Here is a 15,919-nt window from a genome sequence, read left to right as displayed (position 1 = left end):
CGCGGCCGGCGTAGGCACTCCGTGCCCACGCGAACGTGTGATCCGTCGACTGCCGCGCAGGCGGGCGTACCACCGAACGCCATCGCGGCATCGCGCCCACGCCATGACATGATACAAACCGCCGCACCCGCCCATCAAAACCGTATCATATGACGATGCGCCGCACCCTCCACCTCGGCACCAGGCCCAGCCTCTGGGGCCACGCCTTCGTCCGCTACCTGCGCAGCTGGTGGTACATGTTCCACCTCGGCGCCATCGCCCTGGTCACGGCCCTCTCGCCCTCGACCTACAGCCGCGCCACCCGCCACGCCACCGCGCGCTACATCCATGCCGGCACCTGGCAGGTGCTGCCCTGGTTCACGCTGCTCTCGGCCCTGATCAGCCTGGTCATCATCCGCATCGTGCTGGTGACGGCGCTGAGCTACGGCCTGTCGCGCTACGCGCTCGAGATGGTGGTGCGGGTGCTGGTGCTGGAACTGATTCCGCTGTCGGCCGCGCTGTTCGCGGCGCTGCGCGCCGGCATGGCCTTCGACGCCACGGCCCTGGGCCTGGCGCGCGCCGGCCTGCCCACGGCCGACATCAACGCCGAGGCGCTGCGCCGCCTCCGGCGCGACCTGGTGCCGCAACTGTTCGCCAACGCCTTCTCGGTACTGAGTCTGGCGATGGTCAGCTCCACCATCGTGCTGGTGCTGGCCTACCTGAACGTCTATGGCCTGTCGCCCTGGGGCCTGCCGGACTACACCCGCACCGTCGGCCGCGTGTTCGATCCCGTCGTCACTACCGGCTTCGTGCTCAAGACGGTGCTGTTCGGCCTCGCGGTGGCGGTGATCCCGACCGCCGCCATCCTGGAACTGCAGCGCTACCCGCGCCGACTCGCCTCGAGCGTGCAGCCGGGCGCGCTGCGCCTGCTGTTCGTGCTGCTGCTGATCGAGGGCGCCTCGCTCGCCATCAAATACATCTGATACCCATCCGCCACCATGATCGACAACACTCCCGACGAACCGGCCAACGTGGAAAGAAAGGCGATGATCCTGCTGGTCGTCGTCGCCGCCCTGATCGTCGCCTTCATCCTGTACGTGATGTACGCGCGCGGCGTGTTCGAGCCGACCCAGAAGCTGATCCTCGAGACCGATAACTCGGAGGGCGTCATCCCCGGCATGGACGTGACCTTCGCCGGCTTCCCGATCGGGCGCGTGCGCCTGGTCGACCTGGCCAAGGACGGCAAGGTCAACATCGTGATCGACGTGTCGAAGGACGACGCCAAGTGGCTGCGCACCTCGAGCGTGTTCACGCTGGAACGCAGCGTCGTCGGCGAGACCCGCATCCGCGCCTTTACCGGCCTGCTGGAAGACCCGCCGCTGCCGGGCGGAGCCGTGCGCCCGGTACTGCGCGGCGACGTGACGGCCGAGATCCCGGGCCTGGTCGCGACCGCGCGCTCGGTCCTGAACAACCTCGACAACCTGACCTCCGAGGGCTCGGCCATCAGCGGCAGCCTGGACAACATCCAGACCGTCACCGGGCGCCTGTCGGGCAAGTACGGCCTGCTCGGCGGGGCGCTCGGCGACGACGAGGCGGCGAAGTTCGTGCAGACCCTGCAGCGGGTCGACGCGCTGCTGGCCAAGACCGACCAGCGCCTGTACGGCAAGAAGGGCATGGTCGAGGACGCCCAGGCCGCGGTGATCGAGTTGCAGGGTGTGTTGCAGGATGCGCGCGCTACATTGAAGCGGGTCGACGCGGTGCTGGTCGAGGCCCAGGCCGTGGGCGCGAACGCGCGCGTCGCCACCGAGGACCTGGGCGCCCTGCGCGGCGAGGTCGACGCCAGCCTGCGCAAGGTGAACCGCCTCGTGGACGAGGTCAACCGCAAGTGGCCTTTCGGCCGCGCCAGCCAGGAGATCAAGCTGCCATGAAGACTTCCGTGATCCTGTGCGCGCTGCTGCTGGCGGCCTGTTCCAGCAAGCCGCTGGCGCCGAGCTGGCAGGCGGACGCGAAAGACGCGATCGATGCCTATACCGACGATTATTTGCGCGGCCATGGCGCCGCCGCCGAAGCCGACTTCGCACGGGCACGGCGCGAAACGGCCAGCACCGGCCGCGCCGACCTGGTAGCCCAGGTCGAACTGGTGCGCTGCGCCGCGCGCGCCGCCAGCCTCGAATTCGACGACTGCCCCGGCTTCGCCGCGCTGGCGCCGGACGCCACGGCGCAGCAGCGCGCGTATGCCGCCTACCTCGCCGGACGCTGGGAGGGGCTGGACGCGGCGCTGCTGCCGGAACAGCACCGCCCGGTGGTGGCCCAGGGCAGGCTGCCCGCCGCGGCCGATCCGCTGGCGCAGCTGGTCGCCGCCGGCGCGCTGCTCAAGGCCGGACGCATCACCCCAAGCGACATCGAGACGGCCACCGAAACCGCGTCCGGCCAGGGCTGGCGCCGCCCGCTCCTGACGTGGCTGGGCGTGTCGCTGGAGCGGGCGCGGGCGGCGGGCGACACGGCTGCCGTCGAGCGGATCGAACGGCGCATCGCGCTCGCGTCCGGGACTAGTACGCCCACTACCGGCGCCTCCGCTAACGGCGCGGTGCGCTGATGGGCCTGGCCGACCTGCTGTTCCGGCGTGCCGCGCATCCGCGCTTTGCCGCCTTTGGCCGGCGCTTCGAACCGGATCGCCGTTGGCTGGTCCCGGCCAGTCGCGCTGGCGATGTCGCGCTTGCCGCTTTGCGCGGCGATGCGGCGCTGATCGCTTTTCTCGGCACATGGCCTGGCGTTTCCTTCAACCGCGGCGTCTACCGCAGCCTGGCCCCTGCCGAGATCGCCGCATATGCTGCGCGCGTGGCCGCTGCGTGGCCGGCATACGCGCAGCGGATTTGTCCCTTCGCCTACGACTGGCTGAACCGCATCTATTGCGTCGATTTCGACGCCGTTGCCGATGGCGCCCCAACGCTAGTGATGTTCAGTCACCTGAACGACCTGGTGGTCGACATTCCCATGAACCTGGAGGAATTCCATAACACCGCGCTGGTTGCGCACTACGACTCGGCGCTGGAGGCGCCCCTGTTCGGCCGCTTCCTGGCGGCGACCGGGAAGCGGCGTCTCGAACGGCAAGCCTGTGCCGGCATGGCGCTGCCCCTGTTCATGGGCGGCGAGTATGAAGTGGACAACATGAAACCGACCGACGTCGAGGTCGATTGGCACGTCACGGCGCAGTTGCTGTGCCAGGCGAGAGCGCTGCAGCCGGGCGCAGTGATCGGCAGGGTGTCGGTAGCGACGAGCTGAAGCGGCTGGGCACTGGCGCAGGACCCGGCGAGCGGCGCCGCTGATCCGGTCCGCCTTCTGCTAGACTGGCCCCATGGCTATATCGTCGACTTCCCGTGAGCATCGAGTGCGTTGCATCCCGCAACGCTGGCCACGCTTTTGTGCGGCGTCGCTGTCAGCTGGCTGCTGTTCTACTTTCTGCAGGCCTCCGAGCATGCCAGCCACGATGCCTCGGTCGACCGCCGCGTCGACGCCCGGGCTGCGGCGGTGTCCCGCAGTTTCGACGATGCCGCGGAAGCGGTGCGCGCGGTCAATCTGCTGTTCAGTTCGACCAGGGATGTGAGCGACGCCCAGTTCGCGGCGTTCGCGGCGCCGCTGGCCAGCACCCATCCCTATATCCAGGCGCTGACGATGTTCCACTTCGTGCGCGGCGACGAGCGCGCCGCCTACGAGGCGCGGCGGCGGCGCGACTGGCCGGGTTTCGAGATCCGCGAACGCCGCGGCCGCGGTTTCGTGCGCGCCGCCGAGCGTCCCCTCTACCTGGCGCTCGACAAGATCATTCCGGTGCCGGTCGACCACGTCGCCCACGGTTACGACATCTGGGCCTTTCCGCCGCACCGTGCGCTCGTCGATCGCGCGCTGGCGAGCGGTTCCTGGACCGCCAGCGGCGTGGTGCGCCTGATCGAGCCGCACGGCGGCCACGGCATCGTGATCGCGCTGCCGCTGCGCAGCGCCGATTCGGCCGGCGGCCAGCCCGATGGGGTGACCGAGGTGGTGGTCAATGTCGCCGACCTGGTCGAGCAGAACCTGCTGCGCGCCAGCCTGCTCAGGCACGGGGACGTCGAGCTGGCCTTGTTCGGCAGGGCCGACGGCGAAGCCGGCGGTAAGGGCGCGATGCTGGAAGTGGCGCGCTTCGGCAGCGCCTTTCCCGGCGAGCGGCCCTGGTGGACCGGCCTGGCCGGCTCCCACATGGTCGAGCGCAAGCGCCGCTTCGACGTCTACGGCCAGCCCTGGGAGCTGCACGCGCGTACGCGCGAGCCGGCCTCGCTGCACGCCGGGTCGATCGCGCTGCTGGTGGTCAGCCTTGCATTCTCGCTGGCCCTCACAAGCTATGTCCAGGCCAGCGTCAGCAGCAGGCGCCGGGTCGAGCAGCTGGTCGACCTGCGCACCGCCGACCTGCGCCGCGCCTCGGAGACCATGCGCCTGTATTTCCGCGCCATCGAGTCGAGCGCGAACGCCGTGGTCCTGGTCGACGCCAGGGGCGAGGGCTACCCGATCGAGTACGTCAATCCGGCCTTCGAACGCATGCGGGGTTACCGCGCCGCGGAGCTGGTCGGCAAGCCGCTCGAGGACCTGATCGACACCCTGCCCGAGCAGGCGGCCGTGTACGAGCTGCAGAACAGCATGCGCAAGGAGCGCGAAGGGCATGCGCTGCTGCGGCTGCGCCGCAAGGACGGCAGCGAACTGTTCGCCGAGGTGTATGTGGCGCCGGTGCTGGACGAGCGCGGCAGGGTCGAGCATTTCGTCATCACCGAGTACGACGTCACGACCACCAAGCAATACGAGGCCCAGCTCGAACACCGGGCGCGCTACGACACCCTGACCGGGCTGCCCAACCGCGTCCTGCTGGGCGACCGCATCGAGCGCGCGATCGCCTATGCGCGCCAGCATGGGCAGGCGCTGTGGGTGGTCGCGCTCGACCTCGACCAGTTCAAGTACGTCAACGACAGCCTCGGGCATCCCGCCGGCGACCGCCTCCTGAAGCTGGCCGGCCAGCGCATCTGTACCGCCGTGGGCCCGACCGACACCGCGGCGCGCACCGGCGGCGACGAATTCGTCCTGCTGCTGGTCGACCGCGCCGGCGCCGACCAGGCGGCGGCCACGGTCGGCGACGTGCTGCACGCGGTCGGCCAGCCGTTCGAGCACGAGGGCCAGCGCATCCACGTCGGCTGCAGCGCGGGCATCGCCAGTTTTCCGGCCGACGGCGAGGACGCCGAAACCCTGGTCAAGCACGCGGAGATCGCGATGTACGGCGCCAAGGAGGCCGGGCGCAACACCTTGCGCTTCTACCTGCCCGGCATGAACGAGCGGGTGCTGGACCGCCTGGCGCTGGCCGAGGCGCTGCGCGACGCACTGCGCGACGGCCAGTTCGAGCTGCATTACCAGCCGCAGCTGGCGCTGGCGTCGGGTCAGGTCGCCGGCATGGAGGCGCTGATCCGCTGGCGCCATCCGGAGCTGGGCATGCTGGGCCCGGACCGCGTCATCGCGCTGGCCGAGGACACCGGCCTGATCGTGCCGATCGGCGCCTGGGCCTTGCGCCGTGCCTGCCTGCAGGCGGCCGCGTGGCAGCGCGCCGGCCATGGGCCGCTGCGGGTGGCGGTCAACCTGTCCTCGCGCCAGTTCAGGGAGCCCGGGCTGGCCGAGCTGGTGCGCGCCACCCTGGACGAGACCGGGTTGCCGCCTTCCTGCCTGGAGCTCGAGCTGACCGAAAGCCTGGTGATGGACGACGTCGAGCTGGCGATCGCGACCATGCACGAACTGAAGGCGATGGGCGTGCAGCTGGCGATCGACGACTTCGGTGCCGGCTACTCGAGCCTGGCCTACCTGCAGCGTTTCCCGATCGACGTCCTGAAGATCGACCGCTCCTTCGTGCGCGACATCGAGACCGATGCCGGCAGCGCGGCCATGGTCTCGGCCATCGTCTCGCTGTCGCACGACCTTGGCATGCGGGTGATCGCGGAAGGCGTGGAGACTGCGCCGCAGCGCGACTTCCTGCGCGAGCGCGGCTGCGACGAGATCCAGGGCTACCTGTTCAGCCGCCCGCTGCCGGCGGCCGGGTTCGAGCGGCTGCTGCACGAGGCATCAGCACGGGTCTGAACACCCGGGATGGCAGGACGGCGCCGTCAGAGGGCGTGGCCGAGCGACGCGACGCGGGGGCGCATGGCCGGCCTGGCTTCGACCGGCGGGCGCAGGGCCCAGGGCAGGGCGTTGTGGATGGTGGTGGCCGCGATCGCCGCCTGTCCCGCCGCCACCGCGATCTGGTTCAGGCCCATCACCACGTCGCCGATCGCATACAGGCCGGGCACCGTGGTGCGCTGGTGGTCGTCGACCACCAGCTTGTCGCAGTCGCCGGTCTCTGCGCCCAGGTCGGCGGCCAGTTTCGAGCGCGCCGACTCGCCCAGCATCGGGTAGAACACGTCGAATTCGCGGCTTTCGCCATCGGCCGTGTTCAGGACCGGTTTCATCTCCGGGCTCATCGTCACGCCCAGCAGCGGCGATTCGACGTAGCGCACGCCGGCCACTTCGATTTGGCGCCGCTCGTCCTCGCTCAGCATCGATTCCTTGCCGCGGTCGAACAGGGTGACGTCGGCGCTGAAGGAGCGCATGAAGAGCGCGTGTCCGACCGGATTGGTTTCCGAGGTGACGACGGCGATGCGCCTGTCCATCACGTCGTAGCCGTCGCACACCGGGCACAGGCGCACCGCGCCGGCCGCCACCGCCTCGCGCCAGTTCTCGATCGGCAGGCCGGCGTCGGCCACGCCGGTGGCCAGCAACACGGTCAGGGCCCGGATAGGGCGGGTGTCGCCTGCGTCGTCGAGGTAGTCGCCCACGAACATGCCGTCTTCCAGGCGTAGCCCGACGATCTCGCCGTGGCGAACCTCGCCGCCATAGCGTGTCAGCTGTTCGGTGAGGTTGACCAGCAGCTGCGAACCCGGCACCCCTTCGGGAAAGCCCGGATAGTTGTGCGAGACGGGGATCAGGCAGAGCCGGCTGTTGCCCTTGTCGACCAGGACGATGTTGCGGGTGAAGCGGCGCAGGTAGATGGCGGCCGTCAGCCCGCCGGGGCCGCCGCCAATGATCAGCGTGTCGAAGACGTGTTCGGTGATGTCATCCATGCGCCGATTATCGGGAAGAGGGCGAGCGGCTCCTATCGGCGCGCGAGCCCAGCCCGGGTAAGAAGATACTTACAACGTGCCTACAGCGACTTGCCGTCCAATGCTTCTGGCTGCAGGGTCACGTGGTCGATGCCGTGCTTGTCGAGCAGCATGGCCTTTACGCGGCGCAGCACGGCCGGCCATTCGGCCAGGTCGGCGATCTCCAGGTGGCCGATCAGGGCCGGGTGGCCGGGCGACATGTCCCAGACGTGCAGGTCGTGCACCGAGAGCACGCCCTCGACTTCGGCCAGGTCGGCGCCGACCTGCAGGTAGTCGATGCCGTGGGGCACGCCTTCCATCAGGAAGTGGTAGGACTCGCGCAGGATGCCGACCGTGGACTTCAGGATCAGCAGCGACACGAAAATCGAGAGAATCGGGTCGATCCGCACCCAGCCGGTGAAATAGATGATGGCGCCGGCGGCGATCGCGGCCACCGAGCCGAGCAGGTCGCCCAGCACGTTGACCAGGGCCGCGCGGGTGTTGATGCTGTCGGTGTCGCGCGAGAGCACCCAGGCCACCACGATGTTGATGGCCGCGCCCAGCGCCGCCACCACCAGCACCACGCCGCCCTGCACCGGCTCCGGGTGGCTCAGGCGCTGCACCGCCTCGTAGACGATCCAGGCCACCAGGGCCAGCATCGCCAGGCAGTTGACGAAGGCGGCGAGGGCTTCGGCGCGCACGAAGCCGAAGGAATGGCGGCTCGACGGCGGCCGCCTGGCGATCAGCTGGGCCAGCAGGGCCAGGCCGAGGGCGGCGGCATCGGTCACCATGTGGCCGGCGTCGGAAATCAGGGCCAGCGAATTCGAGACGAAGCCGGTGACGACTTCGACCAGCGCGAACACCAGGGTCAGCACCAGCGCAAACGAGAGGGCCTTGTGGCTGCGCGACTCGATGGTATGGCCGTGGCGGGCGTCGCCGTCGAGGTGGGCGTGCAGGTGTTCCGAGGTCGGGGCGTGGTCGTGGGCTGGCTGGGATGACATGGGTGTTGCGTAAGATTTCGACAATCCCGAAGTGTAATGGATATCGGCCGCGGTGGCCGAAGGAAGGGAGCGGCTGCGGGCCGGATTGACTTAACTCCAATCAACCCTTGCACGAGCGGCCTGCTGTCTCTATAATGCACGTCATCGGGCGGTTAGTTCAGCTGGTTAGAATACTTGGTCGACATCCAAGGGGTCGCAGATTCGAATTCTGCACCGCCCACCAGAACATCAGATAAGCGCGGGGAACTACGGTTTTCCGCTCTTGTCGTCAGTAAGAGCGAGAAAGGCACAAACGGTTATGACACCGCGAACTACAACCTGGTTGTGGGGGAATCGCTAGACGCGGTACGGTGGCCTTTTGTCCGAACAGACTCGACAACACTGAAGAAAACGCGCCTGGTGCGCGTTTTTTTTCGTCCCTATTCTTTCCATTTCAAATTTATCAATGTTAGCGGGCGCAAGCGGCGCCGATTGGAGATCAAGATGTTGAATGTGCGACTCCCGGACGGCTCCAGCCGTCAATTCGAAGGACCGGTCACCGTTGCCCAGGTGGCCCAGAATATCGCCCCGAGCCTGGCCAAGGCGGCCCTGGCCGGCAAGGTCGACGGCAAGGTGGTCGACACCTCCTTCCTGATCGAGTCCGATGCCGATCTCGCCATCGTGACCGACAAGGATCCGGAAGGCCTGGACGTCATCCGTCACTCGACCGCCCACCTGCTGGCCTATGCGGTCAAGGAACTGTTCCCGGAAGCCCAGGTCACCATCGGCCCAGTCATCGACAACGGCTTCTACTACGATTTCTCGTACAAGCGTCCCTTCACCCCGGAAGACCTGCAGGCGATCGAGAAGAAGATGCAGGAGCTGGCCAAGAAGGACGAGCCGGTCACCCGCAAGGTGCTGCCGCGCGACGAAGCCGTGGCCTACTTCAAGTCGATCGGCGAAGACTACAAGGCCGAGATCATCGCCTCGATCCCGGCGAACGAGGACGTGTCGCTGTACTCGGAAGGCGGCTTCACCGACCTGTGCCGCGGCCCGCACGTGCCCTCGACCGGCAAGCTGAAGGTCTTCAAGCTGATGAAGCTGGCCGGCGCCTACTGGCGCGGCGACTCGAACAACGAGATGCTGCAGCGCGTCTACGGCACCGCCTGGGCCAAGAAGGAAGACCAGGAGCAATACCTGCACATGCTGGAGGAGGCCGAGAAGCGCGACCACCGCAAACTCGGCAAGGCCCTGGACCTGTTCCACTTCCAGGAGGAGGCGCCGGGCCTGATCTTCTGGCACCCGAAGGGCTGGACCATCTGGCAGCAGGTCGAGCAGTACATGCGCAAGACCTACCAGAGCACCGGCTACAGCGAAGTCAAGGCGCCGCAGATCATCGACGTCTCGCTGTGGAAGCAGACCGGTCACTGGGATAACTACCGTGACAACATGTTCACGACCGATTCCGAGAACCGCACCTATGCCTTGAAGCCGATGAACTGCCCGGGCCACGTGCAGATCTATAACGCCGGCCTGCGTTCCTACCGCGACCTGCCGCTGCGTTACGGCGAGTTCGGCCAGTGCCACCGCAACGAGTCCTCGGGCGCGCTGCACGGCCTGATGCGCGTGCGCGGCTTCACCCAGGACGACGGCCACGTGTTCTGCACCGAAGACCAGATCGCCGGCGAAGTGACCGCCTTCCACGCCCAGGCGATGAAGGTCTACGACGACTTCGGCTTCAGCAACATCGACGTCAAGATCGCCCTGCGTCCGGAAAACCGCATCGGTTCGGACGAGGTCTGGGACCAGGCCGAGGAAGCCCTGCGTTCGGCGCTGCGCAGCTGCGGCGTGGAGTGGACCGAGCTGCCGGGCGAGGGCGCCTTCTACGGCCCGAAGATCGAGTACCACCTGAAGGACAGCCTGGGCCGTCCATGGCAGGTCGGCACCATGCAGGTCGACTTCTCGATGCCGGGCCGCCTGGGCGCCGAGTATGTTGCGGAAGACAACACCCGCAAGGTCCCGGTCATGCTGCACCGCGCGATCGTCGGTTCGATGGAGCGCTTCATCGGCATCCTGATCGAGAACTACGCCGGCGCGCTGCCGCTGTGGCTGGCTCCGGTCCAGGTCGCGGTGCTGAACATTTCCGACGCGCAAGCCGATTACGTCAAGCAGGTGGAGGCGAAGCTGCGTCAAGCCGGCCTGCGCGTTCACGCTGATTTGCGGAACGAGAAGATTACTTATAAAATTCGCGAACATTCCGTCCAAAAGCTGCCTTACATCCTGGTGGTGGGCGACAAGGAACGTGAAGCGAATACGGTGGCCGTGCGTGCCCGCGGCAACGTCGACCTGGGTGTCATGTCGGTCGACGCGCTTGTGGAGCGTCTGGTAGGCGAAGTCGCTGCGAAAGCGAAATAAACGCTACAATACGTCCGGTCAAATTTAATACTTTCGAAGGAATAGACATAGCTACTGACAAACAGCATCGCATCAACGGCGAAATCACTTATCCGGAAATGCGCCTGAACGGTGTGGACAACGAACCGCTGGGCATCGTGAGCCTGGCGGAAGCGTTCCGCATGGCCGAGGAAAAGAACGTCGACCTGGTGGAAATCGCGCCGAACGCGACGCCGCCGGTTTGCCGTCTGATGGACTACGGCAAGTTCAAGTACTCGGAGCAGAAGAAGGCCCATGAAGCCAAGCTGAAGCAGAAGGTCATCCAGGTCAAGGAAGTCAAGTTCCGTCCGGGTACCGACGAGGGCGACTACAGCATCAAGCTGCGTAACCTCATCAAGTTCCTGGACGAGGGCGACAAGACCAAGATCACGCTGCGCTTCCGCGGCCGCGAGATGGCGCACCAGGACATCGGTTTCCGCATGCTCGAGCGCCTGAAGGCCGACCTCGAGGCTTACGGCCAGGTCGAGCAGTTCCCGAAGATGGAAGGGCGCCAGATGATCATGATCATCGCGCCGAAAAAGAAGAAGTAATTCTTCGTTTCGCCAGATTCGCCATGGGCCAGGTCCGGCGCCGCAGCGCAAGCTGCCGCGCCGGGCCTGGCCTTTGTTGTTTTGGTTTTGGTTTTTCGTAGGGTGGGCTCTTGAGCCCAAGCGGTCTCACCGTGTCCGTGCCTGCGCCGTCAAAACGCATCCGGGATGCGGACGAATCGATGTTTGCTTCTGCCGCGGCTGAGCGACCGCTCTACCGCTTGGGCTCGAGAGCCCACCCTACAAACCCCTGATCCACAACACTATTTCCCCGCAACCTGTGCTAGAATCTACGGTTCCTGTTTCTCGAAACAGGTTGTAGTGGGTTCACACTCGCTGCAAAACAAGTGAAAGCAGGCATCCAAGAGCGGCGTTGCCGCCACCTGCAATCCTGTTACATATGAGGCTGTCCGTCAAAGGACAGAAGACTATGCCAAAAATGAAAACCAAGAGCTCCGCGAAGAAGCGTTTTCGCGTGCGTCCGGGCGGTACCGTCAAGTCGGGCATGGCGTTCAAGCGTCACATCCTGACCAAGAAGACGACCAAGAACAAGCGCCAGCTGCGCGGCACCCGTAACATCAATGCGTCGGACGTGACCAGCGTCTACCGCATGATGCCATCTGCTTAATCTCACACTAAGGAGCGAATATGCCTCGAGTAAAACGTGGGGTTACTGCACGTGCCCGTCATAAGAAGGTTCTTGAACTTGCCAAAGGCTACCGTGGCCGTCGCAGCAAAGTATTCCGTATTGCCAAGCAAGCAGTCATGCGCGCTGGCCAGTACGCATACCGCGACCGCCGCAACAAGAAGCGCGTCTTCCGCGCACTGTGGATCACCCGTATCAACGCTGCATCGCGTTCGCACGGCATGACCTACAGCGCATTCATGAACGGCCTGAAGAAGTCCGCGATTGAACTGGACCGTAAAGTCCTGGCCGACATGGCTGTGCACGACAAGCCGGCGTTCGCCGCGATTGTCAACACCGTCAAGGCCAAGCTGGCTGCCTAAAGCAACCGGTTAGCAAGACCGGCGCCGCGCGAGCGGCGCCTTAGAAGCGGGGCAGAGGTTCAGACCTGTGCCCCGTTTTTGATTATAAGTACCCGAAAAGAGCAGCGGCCTGTCGCGTTTTCGCAACTGCCAGCCGCGCCATTCCCAGGTCCTTGTGGCGCCTCCCGCCACCCAAAAACAGGAAAAGAATACGCATGAACTCGCTGGAAGAACTCGTCGTCTCGGCACAGGCTGACTTTGGCGCCTCGCTCGACGCGGCCGCGCTGGAAAACGCGAAAGCCAAATACCTGGGCAAGACCGGCCAGGTGACCGAACTGATGAAGGGTCTCGGCAAGCTCGAGCCCGAACAGCGCAAGGCCCAGGGCGCCCTGATCAACGCCGCAAAAGAAAAAATCGAACAGGCACTGACCGCGCGCCGCGAGGCCCTGGCCAACGCCCAGCTGGAAGCGCGCCTGAACGCGGAAAGCATCGACGTCACCCTGCCGGGCCGCGGCCGCTCGATGGGCGGCATCCACCCGGTGATGCGCACCTGGGAGCGCGTCGAGCAGATCTTCCGCTCGATCGGCTTCGACGTGGCCGACGGCCCGGAAATCGAAACCGACTGGACCAACTTCACCGCCCTGAACAGCCCCGAGAACCACCCGGCGCGTTCGATGCAGGACACCTTCTATATCGAGGGTGAAGACAGCACCGGCAAACCGCTGCTGCTGCGCACCCACACCAGCCCGATGCAGGTGCGCTATGCCCGCACCCACACGCCGCCGATCAAGGTGATCGCGCCGGGCCGCACCTACCGCGTCGACTCCGACGCCACCCACTCGCCGATGTTCCACCAGGTCGAAGGCCTGTGGATCGGCGAAGACATTTCCTTCGCCGACCTGAAGGGTGTCTACCTGAACTTCGTGAAGGCTTTCTTCGAAACCGACGACCTGCAGGTGCGTTTCCGTCCGTCCTACTTCCCGTTCACGGAACCGTCGGCCGAGATCGACATCGCCTTCGGTTCGGGTCCGCTGAAAGGCCGCTGGCTGGAAGTGTCGGGCGCCGGCCAGGTCCACCCGACCGTCGTACGTAACTTCGGCCTGGACCCGGAACGGTTCATCGGCTTCGCGTTCGGCTCCGGCCTCGAGCGCCTGACGATGCTGCGTTACGGGATCAACGACCTGCGCCTGTTCTATGAGGGCGACCTGCGATTCCTCAAGCAGTTCAACTGAAAATGGCACATGGAGGGAGCCGTCGAGCATGCTCCGGCCTCCTCGGTCATTGATAAGAAAACCTGATAAATAGCGCAGCTACAAGGTAAAAAGATTATGCAATTCTCCGAAAACTGGCTCCGTTCCCTGGTCGATCCGAAAATGAATTCGGACGAACTGGCCCACCTGCTGACCATGTCCGGCCTCGAAGTCGAGGAAGTCGAAGCCGTCGCGCCGCCGTTCTCGAACGTGGTGGTGGCCGAAGTGGTCGAAGTGGCGAAGCACCCGAACGCCGACCGCCTGAATGTGTGCCAGGTCGACGTCGGCACGGGCACCTTGCTCAACATCGTCTGCGGCGCGCCGAACGTGCGCGCGGGCATGAAGGCGATCTGCGCCAAGGCCGGTGCCGTGCTGCCGCCGGGCGCCGACGGCAAGCCCTTCGAAATCAAGGTCGGCAAGCTGCGCGGCGTCGAGTCGCAGGGCATGATGTGCTCGGCCAAGGAACTGAAGATCTCGGAGGAGAGCAGCGGCCTGATGGAGCTGCCGGAAGACGCGCCGGTCGGCGCCAACATCCGCGACTACCTCGGCCTGAACGACCTGAAGTTCACCATCAAGCTGACCCCGAACAAGGCGGACTGCCTGTCGGTGCTGGGCGTGGCGCGCGAAGTGTCGGCCCTGACCGGCTCGCCGCTCAGCTTCCCGGCCCCGCGCCCGGCCGCCGTCACCACCGACGAGGTCCTGCCGGTGAAAGTCTCGGCGCCGGAGCTGTGCGGCCGCTTCTCGGGCCGCGTGATCCGCGGCCTGAACGCGAAAGCCGCGACGCCGGAATGGATGAAGCGCCGCCTGGAACGCTCGGGCCAGCGCTCGGTGTCGGCCCTGGTCGACATCTCCAACTACGTCATGCTGGAAGCCGGCCAGCCCTCGCACGTGTTCGACCTGGCGAAGATCCACGGTTCCATGGACGTACGCTGGGGCAGGAAAGGCGAGAGCGTAAAACTCCTGAACGGCAACACCGTGGAAGTCGACGAATGGGTCGGCGTGATCGCCGACGAGAAGGAAATCGAATCGCTGGCCGGCATCATGGGCGGCGATTCCACCGCCGTGACCCTCGACACCACCGACATCTACCTGGAAGCGGCCTTCTGGTGGCCGAACGCGATCCAGGGCCGCGCCCGCCGCTACAATTTCTCGACTGACGCGGCGCACCGCTACGAGCGCGGCGTCGATTTCGCCGGCACCGTCGATAACATCGAGCGCATCACCGCGCTGATCGTCGAGATCTGCGGCACTTCGGACACGAAAATCGGCCCGGTCGACGACCAGGTCGTCAACCTGCCGCAGCGCGCGCCGGTCGTGCTGCGCACCGCGCGCGCCGCGAAGGTCATCGGCGTCGCCATCACCGACGACATGGTGGCCGACATCTTCACCCGCCTGGGCCTGCCGTTCATCCGCGAGGAAGGGCAGTTCGCGGTCACCGCGCCGTCCTACCGCTTCGACATCGAGATCGAGGAAGACCTGATCGAGGAAGTGGCGCGCGTCTACGGCTTCGAGAACATTCCGGCCAACCCGCCGGTGGCGCCGTCGGCGATGCTGATCGAGCCGGAAAACACGCGCTCGCTGTTCGCCGTCCGCCACCAGCTGGCCGACCTGGGTTACCAGGAAGTGGTCAACATGAGCTTCGTGGAAAGCGCCTGGGAGCAGGACTTCGCCGCGAACGAGCAGCCGATCAGGCTGCAGAACCCGATCGCCAGCCAGATGAGCGTGATGCGCTCGACCCTGATCGGCGGCCTGCTGGCCAACGTGCGCTACAACCTGAACCGCAAGGCCGGACGCGTGCGCGTGTTCGAGGTCGGCGCCGTGTTCAAGCGCAACCCGGATGCCGTCGACGGTCCGCTGTCGGTGGCCGGCTTCGACCAGCCCAAGCGCGTCGGCGCCATCGCCTACGGTCCGGCGCTGGACGAGCAGTGGGGCGCGGCGACCCGCGCGGTCGACTTCTTCGACGTGAAGGCCGACCTGGAAGCCCTGTTTGCCCCGCGTGTGGTACGCTTCAATAAGGCTGAGCACGCAGCGCTGCATCCGGGCCGCTGCGCGACGGTCGAAGTCGACGGCAAGGTCGTCGGCTTCATCGGCGAACTGCATCCGCGCTGGCTGCAGAAGTACGACCTGCCGCAGGCGCCGGTGCTGTTCGAGGTCGATGCCGCCGCGCTGCAGGCGCGTTCGGTGCCGCGCCACACCGAGATTTCGAAGTTCCCGGGCGCCACGCGCGACCTGGCGCTGGTGGTGAAACAGGACGTGCCGGCCCAGGCCGTGCTCGATTCCCTGAGCGCCGCCGCCAGCGTGCATCCGAACGGCAAGATTCTGCAAGCCGTTGTTTTGTTTGATGAATACCGCGGCAAGGGGCTGAAAGCGGACGAAAAATCGCTTGCTTTCCGCTTTAGCTTGCAAGATACTCAATCGACCTTGCAGGACGACGCCGTGGAGGCCGTGATGGCTGCCGTGGCCGAGGCGGCAAAAGAAAAACACAGCGCTAAATTGCGCGGGTAATTTCCAAAACGTTTGATCTGAAGGCAGGGCTTCAAAATTAACCATAACGACGTAGACACGGC

13 protein-coding genes and 1 tRNA gene are annotated in these 15,919 nt (G+C 65.9%); 12 read left to right on the top strand and 2 right to left on the bottom strand.

Going from position 1 to position 15,919, the window contains the following annotated elements:
- The first annotated feature begins 155 nt into the window (after nucleotides 1-155).
- The 5 genes from ACFOPH_RS08590 (at nucleotide 156) to ACFOPH_RS08570 (ending at nucleotide 6,117) form a co-directional block, all read left to right on the top strand.
- Nucleotides 156-962, top strand: coding sequence for an MlaE family ABC transporter permease (locus ACFOPH_RS08590; RefSeq protein WP_379734774.1), 807 nt, complete (start codon nucleotides 156-158; stop codon nucleotides 960-962).
- 15 nt (nucleotides 963-977) lie between these two features.
- Nucleotides 978-1,907 carry an MlaD family protein gene (locus ACFOPH_RS08585; RefSeq protein WP_379734772.1) on the top strand — a complete coding sequence of 310 codons (930 nt, stop codon included), beginning with the start codon at nucleotides 978-980 and terminating at the stop codon, nucleotides 1,905-1,907.
- The gene (locus ACFOPH_RS08580; protein WP_379734770.1) at nucleotides 1,904-2,575 is read left to right on the top strand and encodes a hypothetical protein; all 672 of its coding nucleotides are present in this window, start codon (nucleotides 1,904-1,906) and stop codon (nucleotides 2,573-2,575) included. Before ACFOPH_RS08585 ends, ACFOPH_RS08580 begins: the two co-directional genes overlap by 4 nt.
- Complete coding sequence (locus ACFOPH_RS08575) at nucleotides 2,575-3,261, top strand: hypothetical protein (protein WP_379734768.1); 687 nt, start codon at nucleotides 2,575-2,577, stop codon at nucleotides 3,259-3,261. The genes ACFOPH_RS08580 and ACFOPH_RS08575 overlap by 1 nt, the downstream gene beginning before the upstream one ends.
- Before the next feature lie 111 nt (nucleotides 3,262-3,372).
- Nucleotides 3,373-6,117 (top strand): bifunctional diguanylate cyclase/phosphodiesterase, encoded by a 2,745-nt coding sequence (locus tag ACFOPH_RS08570; protein ID WP_379734766.1) that lies wholly within the window; start codon nucleotides 3,373-3,375, stop codon nucleotides 6,115-6,117.
- Between the two features lie 26 nt (nucleotides 6,118-6,143).
- On the opposite strand, the gene ACFOPH_RS08565 is transcribed toward ACFOPH_RS08570, so the two are convergent.
- Both ACFOPH_RS08565 and ACFOPH_RS08560 read right to left on the bottom strand, forming a co-directional pair.
- Nucleotides 6,144-7,136 (bottom strand): NAD(P)/FAD-dependent oxidoreductase, encoded by a 993-nt coding sequence (locus ACFOPH_RS08565; protein ID WP_379734764.1) that lies wholly within the window; start codon nucleotides 7,134-7,136, stop codon nucleotides 6,144-6,146.
- Between the two features lie 80 nt (nucleotides 7,137-7,216).
- Entirely contained in the window at nucleotides 7,217-8,155 is a 939-nt protein-coding gene (locus ACFOPH_RS08560) for a cation diffusion facilitator family transporter (protein WP_379734762.1), read from the bottom strand.
- Between the two features lie 146 nt (nucleotides 8,156-8,301).
- Here ACFOPH_RS08560 and ACFOPH_RS08555 point away from each other — a divergent pair.
- From ACFOPH_RS08555 to pheT, 7 genes are all read left to right on the top strand, one after another.
- Nucleotides 8,302-8,378: transfer RNA gene (locus ACFOPH_RS08555), tRNA-Val, on the top strand.
- A 260-nt stretch (nucleotides 8,379-8,638) separates the two neighbouring features.
- Complete coding sequence (thrS, locus tag ACFOPH_RS08550; RefSeq protein WP_379734760.1) at nucleotides 8,639-10,549, top strand: threonine--tRNA ligase; 1,911 nt, start codon at nucleotides 8,639-8,641, stop codon at nucleotides 10,547-10,549.
- A gap of 41 nt (nucleotides 10,550-10,590) precedes the next feature.
- Nucleotides 10,591-11,118 carry a translation initiation factor IF-3 gene (infC, locus tag ACFOPH_RS08545; protein WP_312550889.1) on the top strand — a complete coding sequence of 176 codons (528 nt, stop codon included), beginning with the start codon at nucleotides 10,591-10,593 and terminating at the stop codon, nucleotides 11,116-11,118.
- Between the two features lie 427 nt (nucleotides 11,119-11,545).
- On the top strand, nucleotides 11,546-11,743 hold the full coding sequence (rpmI, locus tag ACFOPH_RS08540) for a 50S ribosomal protein L35 (RefSeq protein WP_026354218.1): 198 nt from the start codon (nucleotides 11,546-11,548) through the stop codon (nucleotides 11,741-11,743).
- Nucleotides 11,744-11,763: 20 nt separating this feature from the next.
- On the top strand, nucleotides 11,764-12,123 hold the full coding sequence (gene rplT / locus ACFOPH_RS08535; protein WP_078031238.1) for a 50S ribosomal protein L20: 360 nt from the start codon (nucleotides 11,764-11,766) through the stop codon (nucleotides 12,121-12,123).
- Between the two features lie 194 nt (nucleotides 12,124-12,317).
- Nucleotides 12,318-13,334, top strand: a complete 1,017-nt coding sequence (gene pheS / locus ACFOPH_RS08530; protein WP_312550873.1) for a phenylalanine--tRNA ligase subunit alpha — start codon at nucleotides 12,318-12,320, stop codon at nucleotides 13,332-13,334.
- Between the two features lie 96 nt (nucleotides 13,335-13,430).
- Nucleotides 13,431-15,857: a phenylalanine--tRNA ligase subunit beta gene (gene pheT / locus ACFOPH_RS08525; protein ID WP_379734757.1), complete on the top strand. Its 2,427-nt coding sequence runs from the start codon at nucleotides 13,431-13,433 to the stop codon at nucleotides 15,855-15,857.
- Nucleotides 15,858-15,919 lie beyond the last annotated feature (62 nt).

This window comes from Massilia haematophila (genome assembly GCF_042647645.1).
GTDB lineage: Bacteria > Pseudomonadota > Gammaproteobacteria > Burkholderiales > Burkholderiaceae_D > Telluria > Telluria haematophila.
Note: the sequence above shows the minus strand (reverse complement) of the source record. Positions and strands in the feature narration are given on the sequence as shown.